A 20913-nucleotide genomic window follows, 5' to 3' on the forward strand; every position below is an offset into this window, starting at 1 on the left:
AGGTAGATTTGGTTTCCAATTACACCTTAGCACTCAAGACAGTATTTAGATTTTTATGGGTTTTTTGGGGATAATTTTTAACGCCACGAATTCTAATTGTTATTAAAACTTTGGTTAAAGAACTTTTAATCAAGGATCTACTATATTGCTGGCAGACTGCTCCATCACGGAAGCTGTCTAATAGCCCAGAAAGCTAGATTTGTCAAGGGTAATAAATGTGAAATCTATCAATCAATCAAACCGATGAAACTCCCGCTAAAGAGTGATGAAAAAGATCTCTAAACAAGCTAATAATTAAACTTATAGATAATAACATAAATTATTTGTTTAAAAACTCAGTTAACGGGAAAGGAATTCATCATAGCCGTATGCCAGCAGTCGTTAACAACTAAAGTATAAAAAATATGAAACGGGACAACTCACCCACCGACAGCATTAAAGACTCAATTGGACAGGCAGCTTCTCATCCATGGTTTGAGCGACTGGCAAGATTGGGATATGCTTCCAAAGGCTTAGTTTACTTTATTGTCGGTTTTCTAGCAGCACAAGCAGCCTTTAGTACGGGCGGCAGGACAACCGATACTAGCGGTGCATTATCAGAAATTGTTAACCAACCGTTCGGTAAAATTCTGCTATTTCTTGTAACGATTGGCATTATTGGTTATGCCCTTTGGCGTATCGTTCAGACAATTCTAGACCCAGAACACCAAGGACAGAAAATGGATGCCAAGCGAATTGCCCAACGCATTGGCTACGCCTTAAGTGCTTTAGGTTACGCAGGTTTGGCTTTAACGGCTGTAAAACTGATAATGGGTTCGGCCGCTAGTAAGAGCGATTCAACCGAAGATTTGACAGCCCAAATTTTAGCGCAACCGTTTGGACAATGGCTGGTAGGATTGGCGGGATCAATTGTTATTGGTGTAGGTTTTTCTTATTTCTACGAAGCATATAAAGCCAAATTTCGCCGCCATTTCAAGCTAGATGAAATGAGCGCAACCGAGCAAAAGTGGGCGACACGGTTGGGTCGATTTGGAATTGCTGCCCGTGGAATTGTTTTCGTTATAATCGGTTTTTTCTTCATTCAAGCAGCAAGGCTATCGGATGCCAGCCAAACGAAGGGATTGGGCGAGGTCTTGGCAATTCTGGCACAACAGCCTTTTAGTCCAGTGATTTTGGCTCTAGTACCTTTGGGTTTAATTGCCTATGGCATCTACTCGGTAATTGAAGCTCGCTATCGGCGAATTTTCCGCTCATAAGCTTGCCCGTTATACGGAAAGTTATGAATTTTGAGTACAAGATTATTTTTGGTGAAGTCAAAAGTTATCTAACTCAAAACTCAAAACTTTTACTAGGCGTCCTGATTAAATCACCTGCTTTTAAGTCGAGATATTTTAACTCAAAACTTAAAATTCCCAACTTAAAACTCAAAACTCAAAACTCCTAAAAACTTATGGCACAAATTGGTTATCACGCTTCCCACGAACAGTTTAAGCCCAGCGAACTGCTGAAATATGTCCAAATGGCAGAACAAGCTGGCTTTACCCTTGCCCTTTCTTCCGATCACTTTCATCCTTGGAGTGAAGCGCAAGGACAAAGCGGTTTTGCTTGGTCTTGGTTGGGTGCAGCAATGCAAGCAACGCCGAGGCTTTCCTATCGGGTTGTTTGCGCTCCCGGACAGCGGTATCATCCGGCTATTATTGCCCAAGCTGCGGCCACGTTGGCAGAAATGTTTCCAAATCGTTTTTGGCTCACGGTTGGCAGCGGTCAAGCGTTGAACGAACATATTACTGGGGATAAGTGGCCTACTAAGAGCGATCGCAACGCGCGCCTCAAAGAATGTGTCGATATTATCCGCGCCCTTTGGGCAGGAGAAACCGTCACCCATCGCGGTTTAGTGTGCGTAGAAGATGCAAAACTCTATACCCGCCCGGAAATTCTCCCATTAATTATCGGCGCGGCAGTTACCCCAGAAACCGCAGAATGGTTGGGCAGTTGGGCTGATGGATTAATTACTACTTCTCGCCCACCTGAAAAGTTAAAAAAAGTCGTCGATGCGTTTCGTCGCGGTGGCGGAGAAGGGAAACCAATGATTTTGAAAGTGCAGCTTTCCTATGACAGTAATGCAGAGAAAGCACTACAAGGCGCTCACGACCAATGGCGCAGTAACATCTTCAAAAGCAAAATGTTGACAGAACTGATAACACCCGATCAATTTGATGCCGCCGGGGAGTTTGTACAACCAGAAGAGTTATATCAACACGTCCGCATCTCGGCAGACCAAGAGCAGCATCTTGAGTGGTTGCAAAAAGATATTGAATTGGGGTTTGATGAACTAATTTTGCACAACGTTAACCGAGAGCAAGAGCAGTTTATTGAGGTGTTTGGCGAAAAAGTAGTGCCAGGGCTGACAAAAAGTTGAGTCGTAATTATGATGCTACTGATATCATTCCGGCGTGCCGGAATGATATCAAATCCCCGCTTCATCGTCGGCCGTAAAGTCGAATCAAGCTGCGAACAAATATAGCGCGCTATTTTCAGTTTTTTGACTCATAGTCAACAGTCAACTATCACCGACGGTGCAACTGGAATCGATATGACTTACCGACTAGGATTGTCAGAATCCTGAGTGCGATCGCTATCTCCCAAACCCAATGCGGTTCGCCACTTATCGGGATGGCGCGGCATCAGCATTCGCACATCAGGATCGGGCAAGCCCATGCCAGCATCTTTGAAGGCAAGAACGATATGAAATGTCTGCTGAGCTTGTTGAGCTGCAACTGGCTGAGATTTTACTAAAAAACTAATCGCATAGATGCTAAACGACAAAGCTAAAAATGCTGTACTTAATTAACGGCAAACGCCAGCAATTAGACATTATAAATCTCATCTCTTTTGGGAAGTGTAGTAATTTTGTAGGTTCGTATTTGCGCTTCAACGCATATGTGGTTGAAGACAGCGCAACTACAAACCATTGTTCAATTCATTCGCACTCTAACGCCCTTCCGTCTTCACGTCCAACTCTTCACGACGCAGTGTTTCCGTTGCCTCAACAATCTCCGTTTCAACTTCTTTCCTGATGTTAACTTCTTCGCGCACAAAAGCTTCTTTTTTGAGCTCAGCAGTTTCTTCGTAAACTTCCATACGCATCACCTTTTCCTGCTGGAAGGGAGTATCCCGAGTTACTGGCGCACCTGCATTTTCTGGAGTTATACTCTCAATTACAACTCGCTCTTTTTCTGTGGGAATTGAAACTCGTGCCGTTTCGGTTTCTACTCGCTTGCTAATTGCTACCTCGCCAGCTTTGTGACGGCTTTTCTCTGCAACCAGTCGTTCTTCGTAGAGTCGGAATTTGTAATGCTCGCGCTCGTTCATCTGATACAATTGAGGCTCTTGTTCGTAAGTGTAGGTGTTGCGGTCATGAGCAGCAGCCCTAGCTTGGTTAGAGACAGAACGCGGCATAGAAAGTGGTGCAGATGCCTCTAAAGGCAATGATGCTTCTACAGGTGCAGACGCTTCTACAGGTAGAGTACGATAAACACCCCGCACTTGTTCTTCATAATCGTAATCAACCACCATCCCATCCTCATACGTGGGTAGTCTTTCTGCTTGGTCTTTACTCCTCAAACCCGTCGCGTAGATGCGTTCTGCATCAACATCTACTCGACAAAGAGCAACTGGAACTAATACCTTCTTGCCAAAGATCCAGAAACCCGTGTCAACAACAAAATATCGGAAACGTCCTGTCTCATCAACTAGCGCGGTATCGATGGAGCCAATCTTTTCATCTGTATTTCCAGCATAGATATCCAGACCTTTGATATCTTCGCCATTAAAAGCAGCTTCGCGGTAGCTGGGATTAAAATCTTCAATTTTGTAAAGTAACATAGGAGTCCTTCCCTTTCTATCTACATCAACTTATGCCCCCATTTTAGATAGAACTCAAATTTGATGCTTCCTTCTTATGGAGGATTAAATGAAACAGAATAGTACGATGAGTATATTTATTTTGATTCTTTTCTGTCTTAGGATAGATAAATTGTCATTTTTTCTCCGCCTTCCGCCCCCTCAATTTTCACAATCGGTTTTTAACTGTTTTTATCAAAGAATAAAATTATAAGTTATACTTTAATACGCGGAATTAACGGATAAAAAAACATGTTATAGACCAATTTATTACTTTAAAACTAGAGTTGGGTGGGCATTGCATATATTCATAATCCTCACGGAAAAACAAGAAAAAAATTGGGCTTTTTCTGTTTGAGCTAAAAAAGCAACAAACGACTCGAAAGTTGCAACATCTCTTTAGACTGGGAATAATAACATAAGGTCTTGCGATGTAACCCGCGCCAGATAATGTCTGGACTCCGGTGTTATGCCCTTCGACCGCAAGCCCTAAATATCATTATGAATATATGCAATGCCTCCTATTCAGCAAGCAATTTCCCATAACTGACGACTAATGACTAATAAAAACAAATTCCCCGGCCTAACCAGGGAACGAAAGATATTAAAAAAGTAATAATAACTAATAAAAACACATTCCCCGGCCTAACCAGGGAACGAAAGATATTAAAAAAAGTAATGTTGTTTTAATAAATTGAATAGGCCAAAAAGCGGCGATAATTTAGTAGCAGCGCTTGTTGATTTGAGAGCGGAGGCCGGGGCGGGCATTCCTGTGTAGGTGCCGCACCCGATCGCATTTTCCAGTCTCAAGAAAACAGTTGCATTCATATTGGAGCACCAATTAAGCTTGGCTGCTGTTGCGAGTCTGGCTAGCCAGCTCCAACAGTTGCGCCCAGCGTTTTTGGACTTGTTTGGGAGTGCATTTGAGGGCGGTGGCGATCGCCTTGTCGCTTTCTTGATTCCGCTTCATGTCTAACAGTTGCTGCTGTTCCGGCGACAGTTGAGCGCGAAATGCTTCCCATTTGTCCGAAGTCATTCCCAGCTTTTGATCGACATCAGCACCCAGCCATTCGTGGACGAGTTTCCAATTTTGAGTACGGGCAAATTTTTCGACGTGGTACTTGAAACGTTGTTGCAAGTAGTCGCGCTGGCGGGAAGACAAACCGAGCGCGCGGTCAATTTCCGAAGCCGAAAGGTCTTGCAATTTTAAAGTTAAGTAATTCACGCATTCTGGCTGATTTTGCGATTCCAGATAGGCGATCAATTCCGAGACTACTCGATCGCGCAGCACAGCATCAGCCGGATCGACAGTTTCCGATACCATTTGCTCACGCACTTGTTGCAGCGCCGGAGAGCGGCTGTACATTTCCGCTTCTTCTCCCTTGCCGGATTCTACAGCCATTTCAATGTCGATCGCAGTTTCTGGAGGCTGACCCTTGGCAAATCCTTGAGCGCGCAACACGATCAGGCGTTGGCGGTTGCGGCCGGGCAAACCAATTTGGCGCTTGGCGTAGTGTTCGGTGAAAGCCATGTACTCAGCTAATTCTAGCTGCGTGCGGGGCTGGTAGGTGGCATCGAGTTGGTGTTCGCGGCGGAAAGCTCGCAGAGATTCGATGTAAAAGCCTTGCAAAAAGTCTTCAATCATGTTGTAGCGAGCTTGGAAGTTCAAGTTCGATCGGAAAGAAGCAACATGGCGGTAAATCATAGCCGCGAGGTGGGAGTGCAGTTCGACGCGGCCTTGTTTGGAACCGAGGCGGTAGTATTGCAGGGTTTTTTGCAACCGGTGCTCGGCCAAGGTGATTTGCCAAGCTTCAACTTCGCCGGAAATTTGGATGCGATCGCTTTTTTGGCAAATCCGTTCGACTTCCTTAGCAATCCGCATCGCCACTGCTTGAGCGCTGCGGCTGGCAGTTTTCATTTCGGCTTGCAATTCTTTGAGGGCGAAGTTAGCCAAAGCGAGGATATCGATGCTGGGAACAGTATTGATTTCGGCGTTTGGTTCGCTGGAGGCGGCTGGAATGCAGTTGAGGTCAGAAGCGGTGTTGCAGTTGACGGTGGTGGCAGCTTTGACAGTCATGGCGTTTATCGGGTGGTAGGGCACAGCGGGTGTGCGAGGACATTTGTTAGAGAGTGAGGTGGCAGTTGCTGGCGGTTTCGCTTGCTGTGCTGATTCAACTCTCTATACATTGAATGTTACGGAAGTAGAGATAACCGCAGTGATGCCAGTGTTCCACTCTCTCATCCAACAGTTTTTGGCTGCTGAATCTGATTCTAAGCGCTGGCTGTGGGAGATTGGTTTTATTGCCATTAAAGCCTTACTGTACAAGCATTCTGAGCTGTTACTCGGGTAGGGCGATCGCGAAAAAGATTGACGGTGTTCCAGGGCCGCTGAGTGGACGATTTACAAACTGGTTTTTTAAGGGTTTGAGGTTCTGGAATCGGGATGGGAGAAAATGTAGCGAAAACCCATGTCTTCTGAACCTACGCAACAGCAGTTAGGAAACCCGGTTAATCTGAAAATTTGCTCTTAGTAAAACGCGCAACGGCCTTTTTTGAACGAACCGCGAAGACGCAAAGGACACGTTCGGCGAAGCCGTTCCCGAAGGGTAGGAAGACAAGAAAAGTAGGGTGCGGTGCGGTGCACAGAGAGGCCTGTCAACCAACTCACCCGCATTCTCTCTCTAATATCAAAGTCACTGGGCCGTCATTGTCGATCGAGACTTGCATCATCGCTCCAAACAAGCCTGTTTCAACTTTTAAGCCGCTCTGGCGCAACTTTTCGACAAATTTATCATAAAAAATTTCAGCTCGTTCAGGAGCCGCGGCTCGGTCAAATGAAGGCCGCCGACCTTTGCGGCAGTCCCCATAGAGCGTAAACTGACTCACAACCAGCAACTCGCCACCGATGTCTTGTACGGACTTGTCCCAGCGCCCGGTATCCGTGGCCGAGTCGGGAAACAAACGCAATTCCAGGCATTTGCGAGCCATCCAATCGAGTTCTGCTTCGGTGTCGGTGTCTGCAATACCTACAAGCAAGTTAAGTCCGCAGCCAATTTTGCCGACAATTTGACCGTCAATTTCGACTTGAGATGATTTTACTCGCTGGATGATGACTCGCATTGACCTGCTTTTTGGTAGCGTCCTAGGATTATTTCAACAGCAGCGCAATCGCCGTGTCGGGATGAAAATGAAATTGTCAGCCACTCACCACTAAATCTTAGATTAAGCGTGGGGCTTCAAAGGCAAGTTTATAGTTGACCCGCCTGAGTGTTAAATGACACGGCAGGCTTAGGCTGGATCACTGGTTCAGGACACTGAGATTGGAGGGTTATGCGCGCACGGCTAATGTGTATGTCAACTAGACAGAAATGACCCAGCATTAAAATCAAAGCCAAAAACCAGGCAGTGTAACCAATAAATTTGAGAAGGGCTAATAAACAATTAGCAAAAAAAAGAAAAATGTCATCTTGAATTTTTACCCAAAAACACCAAAAATTCCTTTGGAGTCGTGATAAAAAGAGCGAAATATAATGACGAATTCTTTTTAGCTGCCGATTGCTCATAGCCCGTCTCCTTGCAAGCTTGTTGTAATAGCTTAGCCGAAAACAAGGAACGTGAGACGGTCAAGGGAAACTCCCAGATCTCGTTGAGTTTGCCAACTATGGCGCTGCTTGTGGGAAGTAGGAGTGGTGAGAGGTGGTGGGAACAGCATAAAGGTGCAGAGATTACGTAAAACCAACGCAACTCTGCACCTTTGAAAGCACTGGCGATCGTGCTTTTGAGATCGGCGGACAGTATAAGTGTGCGGCTCTGTTTTTGTTAGCAACAATAAAATAGGTCGATCGCTCTTTTTATTCGAGGGCGCTCTTTTTCTTGGAGGGCACTCTTTTTCTTGGAGGGCGATCGGCCTTCATTGTCCCCATCCATCTCCAGTTCGCGATCGCGAAAACAATTACACCGCGACGCTCTTTGGTTTAGGTGAAAAGAATATTTTACTGTTAGTTCTTCCCAAAACCTTTGCCGCGACTGGTTGAAGGCATACAAAGACAGTTTTCGAGTTGCGATCGCAAAGTCTCGGTATCCAAACCCTGACCGATGAGAACAACCTGGTTTTTCCGCTCGCCTTTCCACTCGTCATCGTCCATCGTAAATCGCTTGCCGCTCAAGTGAAAAATATGCCGTTTGGGGCTTTCTTCAAACCACATAATCCCTTTCGCGCGAAACACGTTTGTTGGCAGTTGGTTGTCTAAGAAATATTGAAATTTCCTCAGAGAAAAGGGCTTCTCGCTCTGGAAAGAAATTGAGGTAAATCCGTCATTTTCTAAATGGTGGGAGTGGTCGTGATGGCTGTGGTCGTGATGGTCGTGATGGTCGTGATGTTCGTGATGTTCGTGGTCGTGGTGGTCGTGGTGGTCGTGGTGGTCGTGGTGGTCGTGATGCTCGTGATGCTCGTGGTCGTGACTGCTAGGAGTTTTTTCAGATTGGAAATATTTGTCAGATTCAAACAATCCGACGCTGAGAACTAGCGGTAGGGGAACTTCCGATTTTACCGTTCGCAGAATTCTAGCACCTTCTTTGACATCCCGAATCTTAACTTCCAACAAATCTAAATCTGCTTCTTCAACCAAATCAGTTTTGTTGAGGATAATTATATCGCCGTAAGCTATTTGACTGTAAGCTGCTTGAGAGTTGAACAAATCTAAGCTGTAGTTGGCTGCGTCTACTACTGTCACTATCGAATCGAGACGAGTCAGGTCGCGCAGTTCTGTGCCTAAAAAAGTCATCGCTACTGGCAGCGGGTCGGCGAGTCCGGTTGTTTCGACTACTAGATAATCGAGATTTTCTTGACGTTCCAAAACTTTGTAAACTGCATTAACCAAATCTTCATTAATTGTGCAGCAGATGCAGCCGTTGTTCAGCTCGACCATGTTGTCGTCGGTGGTGACAATCAGTTCGTTGTCGATGCCGATTTCGCCAAATTCATTTACCAAAACTGCTGTTTTCAAACCCTGCTGGTTGGTCAGGATGTGGTTGAGCAGGGTTGTTTTACCGCTGCCGAGAAATCCTGTAATGATTGTAACGGGCAATCCGTGTTTGGGAGCGTCCATCGCCAGTTCTGTCTCGGACTGAGTTGTAGATTGCATAGCTTGAATGTCAAATAAGGTCTAAAGTTTAAACTTGTGGTTCTTATTGTATCTTAATTAGGACAAGGCCCCGTAAACCCAGTTGCTCGGAGAAATCTTGGGTTTGGTGGCCAGGTATCTACGCATCAATGGCAATCAGCGCGAGAGTGCAAAATAAGTGCGCCGCTAATTATGGACAATTGCTAACGCCGTCGATCGCACTTTTTTATTTTTTTGATAATTTTTTTGTTCAGAGTACCTGTCGCTGTTTGCCTGCAACGAGTTTTCCCGGTAAATCCAGCAGCGACAAATTGGGACCCAAGTCAAGCTGAGTGCGATCGGTCAATTCCCGCTGCTCTATAATAGTTTTAATTATTGAGCTGCCTAAAATATTTAAACCTCAACGAAAACAGGGCGGCGGCTAACTATAGCCACCGCCCTCAAGATAGTATTGCGCTATCTAAGTCTGTGCTTACGCAGGAAGCAAGACTGAATCAATAATGTGGATGACGCCATTATCAGCAGCAACATCGGCTGTGGTAACGGTAGAATCATTGATTTTGACGCCATTGGAAGCATCAATTTTAACTTCTGAACCTTCAACTGTTTTGGCAGATTTCAAATTGACCACATCAGCGGCCATAACTTTGCCAGAAACGACATGATAAGTCAAGATTTTTGTGAGCTTAGGAATGTCCTTAAGCAGTGCTTCTACAGTACCTTCGGGAAGCTTAGCAAAAGCTTCGTCAGTAGGCGCAAAAACAGTGAAGGGGCCAGCGCCTTTGAGAGTATCTACTAAACCAGCAGCTTTGACAGCAGCAACTAGGGTTGTAAAAGATCCAGCCGAAACGGCGGTATCAACGATATCAGCCAAGTGAGTCACCTAGTTTTTGTAATCTATAAATCACTATAACGCTAAAAAGTTAATTTAGCTACATTAATTTTTTCTCTAGTTCTGTGGGGTTTTCTGAATATTTAAGATAGCACCGTGTAATTTAACTCGTTTCATAAAGTACCTATCTAAAGGTAGATCTTTTTTTTGGGATTTTACTGTATTTTAATTCATTAATGTAATCCTAAATATATTAATAAGATAATCGCCCCTGCCCGGTGTTTAAACTAAACGCAGGGGCGATGGCTCGGAACCCCGGAAGCTAAAACATTTTGATTGACTTGGCAAAACATTCAACATTAAGCACAGCGCTAAGGCCCGGTAAAACCCGCCACCCCGACTGATGGCAACAGTTTGGGAAATCCCGATCTAAACTGTTAACAAACATTAACTAGCGGAAGGGTGACATGAGATACAAACTACTAGGTCACAGCGGACTTCGCGTTTCCGAAATCTGCCTCGGAACCATGACTTTTGGGGAAGAGTGGGGTTGGGGAAGTTCCTACGACGAAAGCCGGAAAATGTTCGACGCCTTTGCAGAAGCAGGTGGCAATTTCATTGATACCGCGAATCTCTACACCAACGGTACTAGCGAAAAATATGTCGGTGAGTTCATCGCAGCCGATCGCGAAAAATGGGTAGTTGCCACTAAGTATAGCCTCAACATGAAGAATGGCGAAATCAATGGTTTCGGCAACCACCGCAAAAATATGGTGCAAGCAGTAGAGGCCAGTTTGAAGCGATTGCAAGTTGAATACATAGATTTGCTGTGGCTGCACGCTTGGGATTTTACCACACCCGTTGAAGAAGTAATGCGCGCTTTTGACGATTTGGTGCGCGCCGGCAAAGTTCTTTACATCGGCATTTCCGATACGCCGGCTTGGATTATTTCTCAAGCAAATACGATCGCCAACCTGCGCGGTTGGACACCATTTATCGGCTTGCAAATCGAGTATTCTTTAAAAGAGCGAACTCCTGAACGGGACTTGATCCCTATGGCAAAAGCCTTTGATATTGGCGTCACAGCTTGGAGCCCCCTAGCAGCCGGTTTGCTGACAGGAAAATACAACACTTCAGAAACAGCCAGCGAAGCTAAACGGCTGAATTCACCTGAATCGGGAAAAATTAACGAACGAGACCTCCAAATTGCTGGCGAAGTTAGCAAAATAGCAGCCGAAATTGGTAAACCTGCTTCTCAAATAGCCCTAAATTGGCTGCGACAACAGCCAGTCCAAGTTATTCCGATTGTGGGTTCCCGCAAACTCTCGCAACTTCAGGAAAATCTCGCTTGTTTGGAGTTTGAATTAACGCCGGAGCAAATGCAGCAGTTAGACAACGTAAGTGCCATTGAATTGGGTTTTCCCCACGATTTCTTAAAGAGTTCGACGCTGCAAGATTTTGCCTTCGGAGGGGGACTGGCAAAAATTGACCGCCGACTTTAAAATTGCTGCTATCTTCTAGTCTGGGCGGGTTTAGGTGGATATTTGGCGTTCCATTGCAGATATCGGCGAAGCCGCCCTTAGAGGGATGATTGACATTTTTGCTGTGGGCGCGAGGTTAAACTGACGCCCACAGCGCAAATCTCACCACCTTGGTTTCTTGTCGCAGACTCGCGCAAAATCTTAGGTTTATCGTTGCGGTTGCGTGGTTTCTTTGATATTGTTGAGACAGGTGCTCTTCGGTGAGTTTAACCCCACTCTATGAAACTGTCAATTGTTAATCTATCGGAAGTCAGAAATGTCGGCCGGCTTTTTGTATATTAGGATACAAAATTTCCCAATTAGCGCTCGGATGAGTGAAAAAAAAGCCAGGTTTGTCAAATCAAAAAGCAACATAAACTTGATGACAAATTTTCTTTCATCTCCAAATAAAGCAATAAAACTCGCTCTTTTTTCACGCCGTCCCTGCCAGTTAAGAGTCATTTTACAAGGTCGATCGGCCTTTTAACGGCTTTTGAACCCAGCATACAAGCTAAGCGCGTCCTGAGATAGAAGTCATCCTTCAGATAGAAGTTAGGGCAGAAAAACTGGGTTACATTTAACAGCAATAGCAAGTCTAACAATATTAACTTATCTCCAAGTTTCACTTCTGAAAAAAGCAGATAAGCGTGTTTCTCCGCAGCTAAACAGTTTCTTTGTTTGGCTCACTGAATGCGGCCCTTGCTAGTCAATAAAAGTTCTCAGATTTATGCTTGCGACTTTCAGTAAGAGAATGCTGAGAAATATATCCTATTGACAAATTTTAACGGACAAATTTTCATGGACAAATTCCCGAGGCTAATATGTCGCCCCCAGAAAACTCAGTAAACAATAGTTATAGCAATAAAGAGCGAGCATGGGAGATCCGATTTACCTCTATAGATCCAGCCAAATCGCCCTCTCAATTTGCTTCCTCGCCCGCATTGCGCGCCAACTTATCAAAAACTGAGGCTTTAGATGCACCAGATTTAGTTTGCCTGTCTCATTTGCGGTGGAATTTTGTCTATCAGCGTCCGCAACATCTCTTAAGTCGTTGTGCCAAAAGTCGTCGCGTATTCTTTGTAGAAGAACCGATTTATAGCGTGGCTACTGATTGGTGGCTTGATGTCAGCATCCACGAAAGCGGAGTCTGGGTAATAGTACCGCACCTGACCAAAGGAACCAGCGAAGCAACAGCACAAACTGCTCAGCAAGCCATGCTAGATGATTTGTTTCGAGCGGCCGAAATCAGCCAGTACATCCTCTGGTATTACACACCAATGGCTGTGAGTTTCACCAACCACTTAAAGCCGCTAGCTGTAGTCTACGATTGCATGGATGAATTGTCAGCATTCAAAGGCGCACACCCCGATTTAAAAGCCAATGAAAACCAACTATTAAAGCGCGCCAGCGTAGTATTTACAGGCGGACACAACCTTTACGAAGCCAAGCAGCACCAGCACCCAAACATTCACGCCTTCCCCAGCAGCATCGAAAAAGAACACTTTGCGACCGCCAGGAATCTTTCACAAGAACCGACGGATCAAAAAGACATTCCTCACCCGCGTTTGGGATTTTATGGCGTTATAGACGAACGCATGGATATCAAACTGCTGGGGGACATAGCCCAAGCAAGGCCGGACTGGCATTTAGTCATTATTGGCCCGGTGACGAAAATCGCTCCGACAACTCTGCCAACCCACCCAAATATCCACTATCTCGGCGGGAAATCTTATCAAGAACTGCCAGCGTATCTTGGCGGGTGGGATATCGCAATGCTGCCTTTTGCGATAAACGAATCGACTAAGTTTATTAGTCCCACGAAAACTCCAGAATACCTCGCTGCCGGCAAACCTGTGATTTCTACTCCTATCCGCGACGTGGTGCGGCCCTACGGAGAAAAGGGCTTGGTTCGGATTGCTAGCAATTCTGAAGAATTCGTTGCTTGTGCCCAAGAAATCCTCAGCGAAAGTTCGGACGTTCGCACCAAGTGGCTCAGCCAAGTAGACGCCTTTTTAGCAGACAATTCTTGGGACAATACCTGGGGCGAAATGCTGGGGTTGATCGAAAGTGCGATAGACCAGAAACGGCAGAAAGCCGAAGACCGGATCAAAGTTTTAAGTTAGGAATGTTGAGGGTGAATTTAAAGAGTTACACTTTACGGATTCAAAAATTAACACTCAACACTCCTCGCTTTATCTCCAATTACCAATTATTCCTTACCCTTACCCACAATTAGAGGTGTTTCAATGTTTGACTATTTAATCGTCGGAGCCGGATTTGCAGGTAGCGTCATTGCCGAAAGACTAGCAAATGAAGCTGGAAAAACTGTCCTGATAATTGATACCCGCAACCACATCGGCGGCAACGCATACGATCACTACGACAACCACGGCATCCTGGTACACAAATACGGCCCCCACATTTTTCACACCAATTCGCGCCCAGTTTTCGAGTATCTTTCGCGCTTCACCGAGTGGCGGCCCTACGAACACCGCGTCCTAGCCAGCGTTGACGGTCAACTGCTGCCAATTCCCATCAATCTCAACACCGTCAACCAACTTTACGGACTGAATCTCACCTCATTTGAAGTAGAAGATTTCTTCGCGAAAGTAGCAGAACCAAAGGATTACATTCGCACTTCAGAAGATGTGGTTGTCAGCAAAGTCGGTCGCGAACTTTACGAGAAATTCTTCCGCAACTACACCCGCAAACAGTGGGGAATGGACCCGTCGGAACTCGACAACTCAGTGATTGCGCGCGTACCCACTCGCATTAACCGGGACGATCGCTATTTTACCGATACCTATCAAGCAATGCCGTTGCACGGATACACTCGGATGTTTGAAAAGATGCTTTCTCACCCAAACATCAAGGTGATGCTGAATACCGACTACCGGGAAATTGAGGGTTTTATCCCTTACGGAGAAATGATTTACACCGGGCCGGTGGATTCCTATTTCAATTATTGCTACGGCAAACTTCCTTACCGTTCCTTGGAATTCAAGCACGAAACACTGAACGTACCCGTACACCAAAAAGCACCGGTCGTAAATTACCCCAACGAGCATTTATATACTCGCTGCACGGAGTTTAAATACCTCACCGGACAAGAGCATCAAAAAACTAGCATTGTCTACGAATATCCCCAAGCTGAGGGAGACCCTTACTACCCTGTTCCGCGTCCAGAAAATGCCGAAATTTACAAGAAATATAAGGCTTTGGCTGATGCAACTCCGGGAGTCTCTTTCGTGGGAAGGCTGGCGACTTACAGGTATTACAACATGGATCAAGTAGTCGCTCAAGCTCTGACAACTTACAAACAAATTACTACCAAGCCGGTAATTGAATTGGTAGAAAATGTTAACGGTTCGGCCTCTAATGTAAGCTCCTCCAATGGAGTTACCCCCCCTCGTCCAGCCGCAGCTTCTCTAGAAGTCGCTGCTGTCAACAACGGTAACGGCAACGGCAACGGTAACGGCAACTCTGCTAGCAAGTAGCTGGAAGCTGCGAGTTACGGGTAAAAAGGTAAGGTGCCCACAGAGCACCTTACTCGGTTTTCATCAAAAGTTATTTAATAATTCAAACAAGCAGTGAGGTAAAAATGAACGTTCTAGTTAAAATTGTTTTGTCTCATGAGGTTTTGGAAAATTCTCAATTTGCTCAGTTTCAGAAAGAAATACAGCGCCTCATTGAAAGCGGTGGGAAAATTCTTATGCTGGATTTCTCAAAAATAAATTTCCTGAAAAATTCCGAGTTAATGGCTGTAGTGGCGATCGTGAAATTAGTTAGGGACAGCGAATGTATACTTTTGATCTCTGCCATGAGCGAACAAGTTAGAATTCTCTTTGAACTCACGGGACTACAGCAAATATTTCAGTGTTTGCCGTTTGCAGAAGACTTTTCTCTCAAAAGTGAGCTAACTGAACCGTTAGGAGGTTTGCACAGTCTTGCTAGCTAGAGGGAGAGGGGGAGAGGGGGAGAGGGGGAGAGTGGGGAATAGGAAAAATCTTCCTGGTTTATTCTTCTTTCTTCTGACTAATGACTTCAGCACAAGAGAGCCTTCAGATGAGCCTGTATTAAGGTGCAGAACTTTTGCAAATTAATCAGCAAAAAACTTGTCAAAGTGGTGGTAATTGTGGCTAACCTATATATATAACTTCAGGTAGATGTGCCGATGAGTTGGTTAGGAAGAGAATTAGAAAATTGCGAGATAGAAGAGTCTGCAACTCTTGATAGTAAGGTCACAGTTCAAGGACGGAAAACAGGTTATCCCCGCCCTCAACTGCGCCGGAGCAACTGGATTTGTCTCAATGGTCAGTGGAGATTTGCTTACGATGACGCGGGACGCTGCGTGCAGCCGATCGATATTTCTGAGTGGACTCACACTATAGAAGTGCCGTTTGCTCCAGAATCGGCAAAAAGTGGGATCGGGGACACGAATTTTCACGCCAACTGCTGGTACGAGCGCGAATTTGACATACCCCATACAGAAGGAAGAACTCTCCTCCACTTTGGGGCCGTAGACTACCGCGCCCGCGTCTGGGTGAACGGTCAGTTTGTCATGGAACACGAAGGCGGACACACTCCTTTCAGCGCAGACATTACAGCACTTGTGAACCTCAACGGGCCGCAGCGGGTCACAGTCTGGGCGCAGGACGACCCGCAAGATTTGGAGCAACCGCGCGGGAAGCAAGACTGGCAAATAGAGCCACACAATATTTGGTATCCGCGCACGACCGGCATTTGGCAGACAGTCTGGGTAGAATTGGTGCCTCACACTTATATCCAGCGCATCCGCTGGACTCCCCAGTTTGAACGCTGGGAAATCGGTTTTGAAGCGTTTGTCGCGGGCGATCGCCAGTCGGGAATCCAGGTTAAAGTTAAACTGTCGATCGGCTGTATGCTGCTGGTCAACGACACCTACGAAGTCATCAACGGCGAAATCCACCGCCGCATCGCCCTCTCCGACCCTGGTATCGACGACTACCGCAACGAATTGCTGTGGAGTCCCGAAAAACCGACGCTAATTAATGCTCAAGTGCAGTTGTGGGCCGACGGCAAACTGCTCGACGAGGTTAAATCTTATACCGCCATGAGGACGGTGAGCATCCAGCGCGATCGCTTCATGCTAAACGGCCGCCCCTACTATTTGCGACTGGTGCTCGACCAAGGTTACTGGCCCGACACCATGATGACCGCCCCCTCCGACGAAGCTTTGCGCCACGATGTCGAGTTAGTCAAAGCAATGGGTTTCAACGGCGTCCGCAAGCACCAAAAAATCGAAGACCCCCGATTTTTGTACTGGGCTGACGTGCTCGGGCTCTTAGTTTGGGAAGAAATGCCCAGCGCCTACCGCTTCACTCCCAAAGCCGTTCAACGGCTGACGCGGGAGTGGACGGAAGTCATTGACCGCGACTCCAGCCACCCCTGTATCGTAGTCTGGGTGCCGTTTAACGAATCTTGGGGAGTTCCGAATTTAGTCGAAGCAGCAGCCCACCGCAACTACGTGCAAGCGCTGTATTTCTTGACAAAAACCCTCGATCCGACTCGCCCCGTCATCGGTAACGACGGCTGGGAAAGCATCGATACCGACATCCTGGCGATTCACGACTACGACAACAACCCGCACACCCTAGCCAAGCGCTACGGGCCCGAAGTCCAGCTAGCGGATTTGTTCGATCGCGGGCGTCCGGGAGGGCGCATCCTCACCCTCGACGGCCACCCCCACCAAGGACAGCCGATGATGCTGACAGAATTCGGCGGCATCGCCTGCGCTGGCCGCGAAAACCCCGATTTTTACAGAGTTTGGGGCTACGTACGCGCGTCGGACACCCAGGAACTGCAAAGGCGCTACACTGCGCTGCTGAAGGTGGTAAACCAAGTGGAAATGTTCAGTGGATTTTGTTACACGCAGTTGACCGATACTTACCAAGAAGCTAACGGTTTGCTGTATGCCGATCGCACTCCCAAGTTTCCCCTAGAGGCGATCGCGGAGGCAACTCTCGGCGGGAATAGGGCCGAAGACAGTTCACTGCCGCAAGGTATTACTCAATGCTAATTGGTGATTGGTCAAGGAAAAAGTGAAAATCTGAGATTTTTTTCTGATTTCATTTTGAGTTTTTGCCGATCGATATACTTCTTACAAAAATACCGTTTGTAGTAAGGACTTGAGTTTTTTATGATTGAAATCTAAGGAATTTAGTCCTGACTACAAACCTGAATGCCCCATTACCCATCCGATTGATGTTTCAAAGTTTTTTCATGGGCGGATTTGAATGTTCCACCCAGAGATTGCGATCCGGAAAACGCCTCGATGTCACAGCCGCCACCGGTCACGATAAATTTGCAGCAGCCGACTAACAACGCTTGCAGGAGCAAGGCATTTACACAGTCCGCATTATTGGGGTGAATTATTACGATTGCAATCAGTGGATTCACAATGAAGAGCCGATGAAATACACCGATCCGCTGTACCGCCCGTTTCGTGAAATGCTGCAAGAAGTGTTTGAGCGCTACCGTCGCCCGTTATTCATAGCAGAAACGGGTACTGAAGACGATTTTAGACCTGTCTGGTTTAATTATGTGTGCACTGAGGTAATGGCGGCGATGAAAGCAGGAGTTCCGATAGAGGGAATCTGCTTGTATCCGATTGTTAACCATCCGGGTTGGGACGACGACAGGCACTGTTACAATCGTTTGTGGGATTATTGCAATGAATCGGGCGATCGAGAAATTTACCAGCCTTTGGCGGATGAATTGCAGTTTCAAAGGCAGCAGATTGAACCCTTGCTGAAGTTGCACGAGTAAAAACTTCGATCTAATTCTGTAGGGTGCGCTTCGGCGCACCTTATACTAAATCTGCGTTAAAAATTTCTTAGAGACTCGGCGGTTGAAACCGCTTCTACACAAACAAAGTCCGCCTTCGCGGACTAAGAAATTTAGGGGGTCTTAAAGCAGGATTATTATTTATTAACCCTGGGGGGGTGACAACCCCGTTAGAAGCTAGACAAGGTAAGGCGTTGACCCACTTGTGGTAAAAAAAGATAGGCCCGTTCAAAGTACCGACGACCTATCACAAATTATGTTACCTCTATTTTATCAGACGCATCTCCAGCAACACTTAACTCGTACTCAGTTTTTAGTATTAAGTATCCTGCTCAATCTACTGCAATCGGAAAGACAAGTTAAGTTGGAGCAATTAGCGCGAGTGTTTCCCTACCCGATTACCGCCGAAAGTCGGCGTCGGAAATTACAAAGGTTCTTGGATTTACCTCAATTAACCCTCCGCCAGATTTGGTATCCCCTGATAACTTATTGGTTAACCACCTATTGCCAAGTGGGTCAGACTTTATCAATTGTCATCGATCGCACCCAATGGGGATATATAAACTTGACGAGTGGTAAGTCTGGTTTGGGAGAAGAGAGCTATTCCTTTATCCTGGTCCCTGTTACCCAAGCTAGGAAGTAGTAATTTGACAGAACAAAGGGATGCGCTCTCAGAAATTTTACCGCTTTTGAAAGATTATAAAGTAGTGGTTTTAGGAGACCGGGAATTTTGCTCGGTCGAGCTGGCTAACTGGATCAGGGAGGCAGGTGTATATTTTTGTTTACGACTTAAATGCTCTCTTTGTATCGAAACCGAACCTCAAATCTGGAAGCCGTTGAAGGAGGTAGGATTAGTTCCCGGAATTTCTCTCTATTTCCCTGGAGTCAAAGTCAGAAAGACTCAACCGATAGGGGGATTTGATGTGGCTTGTAAATGGAAAAGAAAATATCGGGGCATATCGGTTAAGGAGGGTTGGTTTATCCTGACCAATTTAGGCTCTCTCAATAGTGCGATCGCTGCCTACAAAAAGCGGATGGGAATTGAAGAGATGTTCCGAGATTATAAAAGTGGAGGTTATTATTTAGAGGGAACTGGCTTAAAAGGTAAGCGACTGATGGCCCTCATTTTATTAATAGCCCTCGCTTATAGTAATGCTGTCATGCAAGGGACAACGCTGAAAATGAAATCGGTCAAAAAGTATATTGTTCGTCCTAAAGAATCAAAGAGAAAGTATCAGAGGCGGAGTACCTTTGGCAGCGGTCTAGATAGCCAACAATGGGTTACATACCTAGACAAATATACCGGAGCAGTTCAAGAGTTAATGAAATTAACCCCGCATAAGCGCCACTTTTATCAACGGGGGATGAGGGCTGTAACTCAGATTAGGCCTAGCTCTTAGCTCTCTTTGTCACCTCCCCAGTTATTAACCTTTTATGCCCACTTGTCTATGCGTGCTTTCAAATTTTGAGCAATCGCTGTCATTAAACTGTCTAAGTTATATTCCTCTGTTGCACTATAATACAATACTTTATTTGGGGAAATTCCCAAAGAATCAGATATAATCTTCATTTTTTTGTTAGCATTTTCTAGCTGTAATTGACTGGGTTTAAAGGGTTTAGTCCGGTTGATAGGTTCAATTTTATCAACTGAGTTCAAAGCAATAATTACTTTATCCCTTTGCTTTTTAGTTGCAAACAAACGGCTAAAGGTCTCTAAATCGACAGCTAAATCTCTTTGATCGGCCCGCAACAAATAAACCACAGTATCGCTGAATTCTAAAAATTCGGAATATAATTCAATATACTTCTTATCTAAAGCTATTGACTCACCAATTCCCGGTAAATCGGCTAGGGAAAAATAATATAGATCGGTGCTTTCATGAATTTGGAACATAGCAGATTGGCACTCTCTTGTGCAACTCTCAATATCACTTGACTCAAATATCTCTTGTCCAAGAATATGATTGACAGTTGTAGATTTACCATAACCAGTTTTGCCAATAAATATGACCTGAAGGCAGTATATTAGCCTGTCTTCACTCTTGAGATGCCATTTTCTTCTATCTGAATGTTTCAACTTTTGATTTTTCAGAAATTGAAAACATGGGTATTTCATCAGCAAATTGTCTAGCAAGGCTTCATATCTTACATTAACATTTATATCCATGTTTTCATCCTATATCATCTCGAAATAATTTAGAGGCGAGCGATTTAAAAGAACCACTTGAAAATGCTTTTAACACCTTTATAGAAGGAACTAACTATGGGGATAGACTCTATTACTGCTGGAATAACTTCTGTGACAATATCCCAAGCAGTATCCCAAAATCCTTTTTCTGCTTTGGTTTTTGTTGGTTCTGAAACATTTTCTTTTTTTACATTGCTGGCAAATGTAACTTTTTTATCTTTGGGTAACGCAAACACGATTTCATCAATTAAGCGAACTAAATTGTATTTTTCTTCAGCAGAAACAGCAATAATTTTAGACACGGGTGTTGCAAAAAATCTTGACACAACCGATAATTTCGCCTCTATATTTTGCAGTTGATTTGGGCCTGGTCTGTGATTTTTTTCATCCCATTCTCTGAAAGGTTCTATTTTGTCAACTTGATTGATCACTATAAAAAATACTTTCGGGTGCATCTCACTTTTGCAAATATATGAAAAAAGCGCCAAAATGAAAAAGCTAGTAAAACTGTGAAAAAAGATG

At 45.3% G+C, this 20913-nt stretch carries 19 protein-coding genes; 11 read left to right on the forward strand and 8 right to left on the reverse strand.

The genetic code is table 11. The features are described 5' to 3' along the window. Positions 1–404: 404 nt before the first annotated feature. Together QUA47_RS07445 and QUA47_RS07450 are read left to right on the forward strand one after the other, a co-directional pair. Positions 405–1256, forward strand: coding sequence for a DUF1206 domain-containing protein (locus tag QUA47_RS07445; protein WP_333430265.1), 852 nt, complete (start codon positions 405–407; stop codon positions 1254–1256). Between the two features lie 194 nt (positions 1257–1450). Continuing rightward, a complete protein-coding gene (locus QUA47_RS07450; RefSeq protein ID WP_333430266.1) occupies positions 1451–2419 on the forward strand; it encodes a TIGR03885 family FMN-dependent LLM class oxidoreductase in 969 nt (322 codons plus the stop codon). 179 nt (positions 2420–2598) lie between these two features. Here QUA47_RS07450 and QUA47_RS07455 read toward each other — a convergent pair whose 3' ends face one another. From QUA47_RS07455 to QUA47_RS07465, 3 genes are all read right to left on the reverse strand, one after another. Beyond that, positions 2599–2826, reverse strand: coding sequence for a hypothetical protein (locus QUA47_RS07455; protein ID WP_333430267.1), 228 nt, complete (start codon positions 2824–2826; stop codon positions 2599–2601). Positions 2827–2991: 165 nt separating this feature from the next. After that, positions 2992–3885: a DUF2382 domain-containing protein gene (locus QUA47_RS07460; RefSeq protein WP_333403197.1), complete on the reverse strand. Its 894-nt coding sequence runs from the start codon at positions 3883–3885 to the stop codon at positions 2992–2994. Positions 3886–4744: 859 nt separating this feature from the next. Continuing rightward, positions 4745–5980, reverse strand: coding sequence for a HetZ-related protein (locus tag QUA47_RS07465; RefSeq protein WP_333430268.1), 1236 nt, complete (start codon positions 5978–5980; stop codon positions 4745–4747). A gap of 43 nt (positions 5981–6023) precedes the next feature. Here QUA47_RS07465 and QUA47_RS07470 point away from each other — a divergent pair, with 43 nt between their 5' ends. Then, positions 6024–6254 (forward strand): hypothetical protein, encoded by a 231-nt coding sequence (locus QUA47_RS07470; RefSeq protein ID WP_333430269.1) that lies wholly within the window; start codon positions 6024–6026, stop codon positions 6252–6254. 313 nt (positions 6255–6567) lie between these two features. On the opposite strand, the gene dtd is transcribed toward QUA47_RS07470, so the two are convergent. The 3 genes from dtd to QUA47_RS07485 all read right to left on the reverse strand — a co-directional run bounded on the left by dtd (position 6568) and on the right by QUA47_RS07485 (position 9900). After that, positions 6568–7023, reverse strand: a complete 456-nt coding sequence (gene dtd / locus QUA47_RS07475; protein ID WP_333430270.1) for a D-aminoacyl-tRNA deacylase — start codon at positions 7021–7023, stop codon at positions 6568–6570. A gap of 878 nt (positions 7024–7901) precedes the next feature. Then, entirely contained in the window at positions 7902–9047 is a 1146-nt protein-coding gene (locus QUA47_RS07480; protein WP_333430271.1) for a GTP-binding protein, read from the reverse strand. A 451-nt stretch (positions 9048–9498) separates the two neighbouring features. Further along, positions 9499–9900 carry a fasciclin domain-containing protein gene (locus tag QUA47_RS07485; RefSeq protein ID WP_190738996.1) on the reverse strand — a complete coding sequence of 134 codons (402 nt, stop codon included), beginning with the start codon at positions 9898–9900 and terminating at the stop codon, positions 9499–9501. A gap of 425 nt (positions 9901–10325) precedes the next feature. Here QUA47_RS07485 and QUA47_RS07490 point away from each other — a divergent pair, with 425 nt between their 5' ends. The 8 genes from QUA47_RS07490 to QUA47_RS07520 all read left to right on the forward strand — a co-directional run bounded on the left by QUA47_RS07490 (position 10326) and on the right by QUA47_RS07520 (position 19603). After that, a complete protein-coding gene (locus QUA47_RS07490; protein ID WP_333430272.1) occupies positions 10326–11360 on the forward strand; it encodes an aldo/keto reductase in 1035 nt (344 codons plus the stop codon). Between the two features lie 839 nt (positions 11361–12199). After that, positions 12200–13501 carry a glycosyltransferase family 1 protein gene (locus QUA47_RS07495; RefSeq protein ID WP_333219180.1) on the forward strand — a complete coding sequence of 434 codons (1302 nt, stop codon included), beginning with the start codon at positions 12200–12202 and terminating at the stop codon, positions 13499–13501. A 123-nt stretch (positions 13502–13624) separates the two neighbouring features. Then, complete coding sequence (gene glf, locus QUA47_RS07500) at positions 13625–14875, forward strand: UDP-galactopyranose mutase (protein WP_333430273.1); 1251 nt, start codon at positions 13625–13627, stop codon at positions 14873–14875. A gap of 104 nt (positions 14876–14979) precedes the next feature. Then, positions 14980–15336 (forward strand): STAS domain-containing protein, encoded by a 357-nt coding sequence (locus tag QUA47_RS07505; protein WP_190658147.1) that lies wholly within the window; start codon positions 14980–14982, stop codon positions 15334–15336. Between the two features lie 216 nt (positions 15337–15552). Further along, positions 15553–17436: a glycoside hydrolase family 2 TIM barrel-domain containing protein gene (locus tag QUA47_RS07510; RefSeq protein WP_333430274.1), complete on the forward strand. Its 1884-nt coding sequence runs from the start codon at positions 15553–15555 to the stop codon at positions 17434–17436. 347 nt (positions 17437–17783) lie between these two features. Then, a complete protein-coding gene (locus QUA47_RS07515) occupies positions 17784–18185 on the forward strand; it encodes a hypothetical protein (RefSeq protein WP_333430275.1) in 402 nt (133 codons plus the stop codon). A gap of 274 nt (positions 18186–18459) precedes the next feature. Continuing rightward, positions 18460–18846, forward strand: coding sequence for a hypothetical protein (locus QUA47_RS30945; protein ID WP_445302493.1), 387 nt, complete (start codon positions 18460–18462; stop codon positions 18844–18846). After that, positions 18776–19603 carry an IS4 family transposase gene (locus tag QUA47_RS07520; RefSeq protein WP_445302492.1) on the forward strand — a complete coding sequence of 276 codons (828 nt, stop codon included), beginning with the start codon at positions 18776–18778 and terminating at the stop codon, positions 19601–19603. Before QUA47_RS30945 ends, QUA47_RS07520 begins: the two co-directional genes overlap by 71 nt. Before the next feature lie 32 nt (positions 19604–19635). Here QUA47_RS07520 and QUA47_RS07525 read toward each other — a convergent pair whose 3' ends face one another. Together QUA47_RS07525 and QUA47_RS07530 are read right to left on the reverse strand one after the other, a co-directional pair. Beyond that, entirely contained in the window at positions 19636–20370 is a 735-nt protein-coding gene (locus QUA47_RS07525; RefSeq protein ID WP_333430276.1) for a GTP-binding protein, read from the reverse strand. Between the two features lie 44 nt (positions 20371–20414). After that, on the reverse strand, positions 20415–20913 hold a 499-nt coding region (locus tag QUA47_RS07530; RefSeq protein ID WP_333430277.1), incomplete at its 5' end, for a hypothetical protein.

Source organism: Microcoleus sp. MON2_D5 (assembly GCF_036701905.1).
Taxonomy (GTDB): domain Bacteria; phylum Cyanobacteriota; class Cyanobacteriia; order Cyanobacteriales; family Microcoleaceae; genus Microcoleus.

Excerpts from the sequence above, each read along its gene's own strand:
- QUA47_RS07445 (WP_333430265.1), top strand. The coding sequence starts at position 405 with ATGAAACGGGACAACTCACCCACCGACAGCATTAAAGACTCAATTGGA.
- QUA47_RS07450 (WP_333430266.1), top strand. The coding sequence starts at position 1,451 with ATGGCACAAATTGGTTATCACGCTTCCCACGAACAGTTTAAGCCCAGC.
- QUA47_RS07460 (WP_333403197.1), bottom strand. The coding sequence starts at position 3,885 with ATGTTACTTTACAAAATTGAAGATTTTAATCCCAGCTACCGCGAAGCT.
- QUA47_RS07465 (WP_333430268.1), bottom strand. The coding sequence starts at position 5,980 with ATGACTGTCAAAGCTGCCACCACCGTCAACTGCAACACCGCTTCTGAC.
- dtd (WP_333430270.1), bottom strand. The coding sequence starts at position 7,023 with ATGCGAGTCATCATCCAGCGAGTAAAATCATCTCAAGTCGAAATTGAC.
- QUA47_RS07480 (WP_333430271.1), bottom strand. The coding sequence starts at position 9,047 with ATGCAATCTACAACTCAGTCCGAGACAGAACTGGCGATGGACGCTCCC.
- QUA47_RS07490 (WP_333430272.1), top strand. The coding sequence starts at position 10,326 with ATGAGATACAAACTACTAGGTCACAGCGGACTTCGCGTTTCCGAAATC.
- QUA47_RS07495 (WP_333219180.1), top strand. The coding sequence starts at position 12,200 with ATGTCGCCCCCAGAAAACTCAGTAAACAATAGTTATAGCAATAAAGAG.
- glf (WP_333430273.1), top strand. The coding sequence starts at position 13,625 with ATGTTTGACTATTTAATCGTCGGAGCCGGATTTGCAGGTAGCGTCATT.
- QUA47_RS07505 (WP_190658147.1), top strand. The coding sequence starts at position 14,980 with ATGAACGTTCTAGTTAAAATTGTTTTGTCTCATGAGGTTTTGGAAAAT.
- QUA47_RS07510 (WP_333430274.1), top strand. The coding sequence starts at position 15,553 with ATGAGTTGGTTAGGAAGAGAATTAGAAAATTGCGAGATAGAAGAGTCT.
- QUA47_RS30945 (WP_445302493.1), top strand. The coding sequence starts at position 18,460 with ATGTTACCTCTATTTTATCAGACGCATCTCCAGCAACACTTAACTCGT.
- QUA47_RS07525 (WP_333430276.1), bottom strand. The coding sequence starts at position 20,370 with ATGGATATAAATGTTAATGTAAGATATGAAGCCTTGCTAGACAATTTG.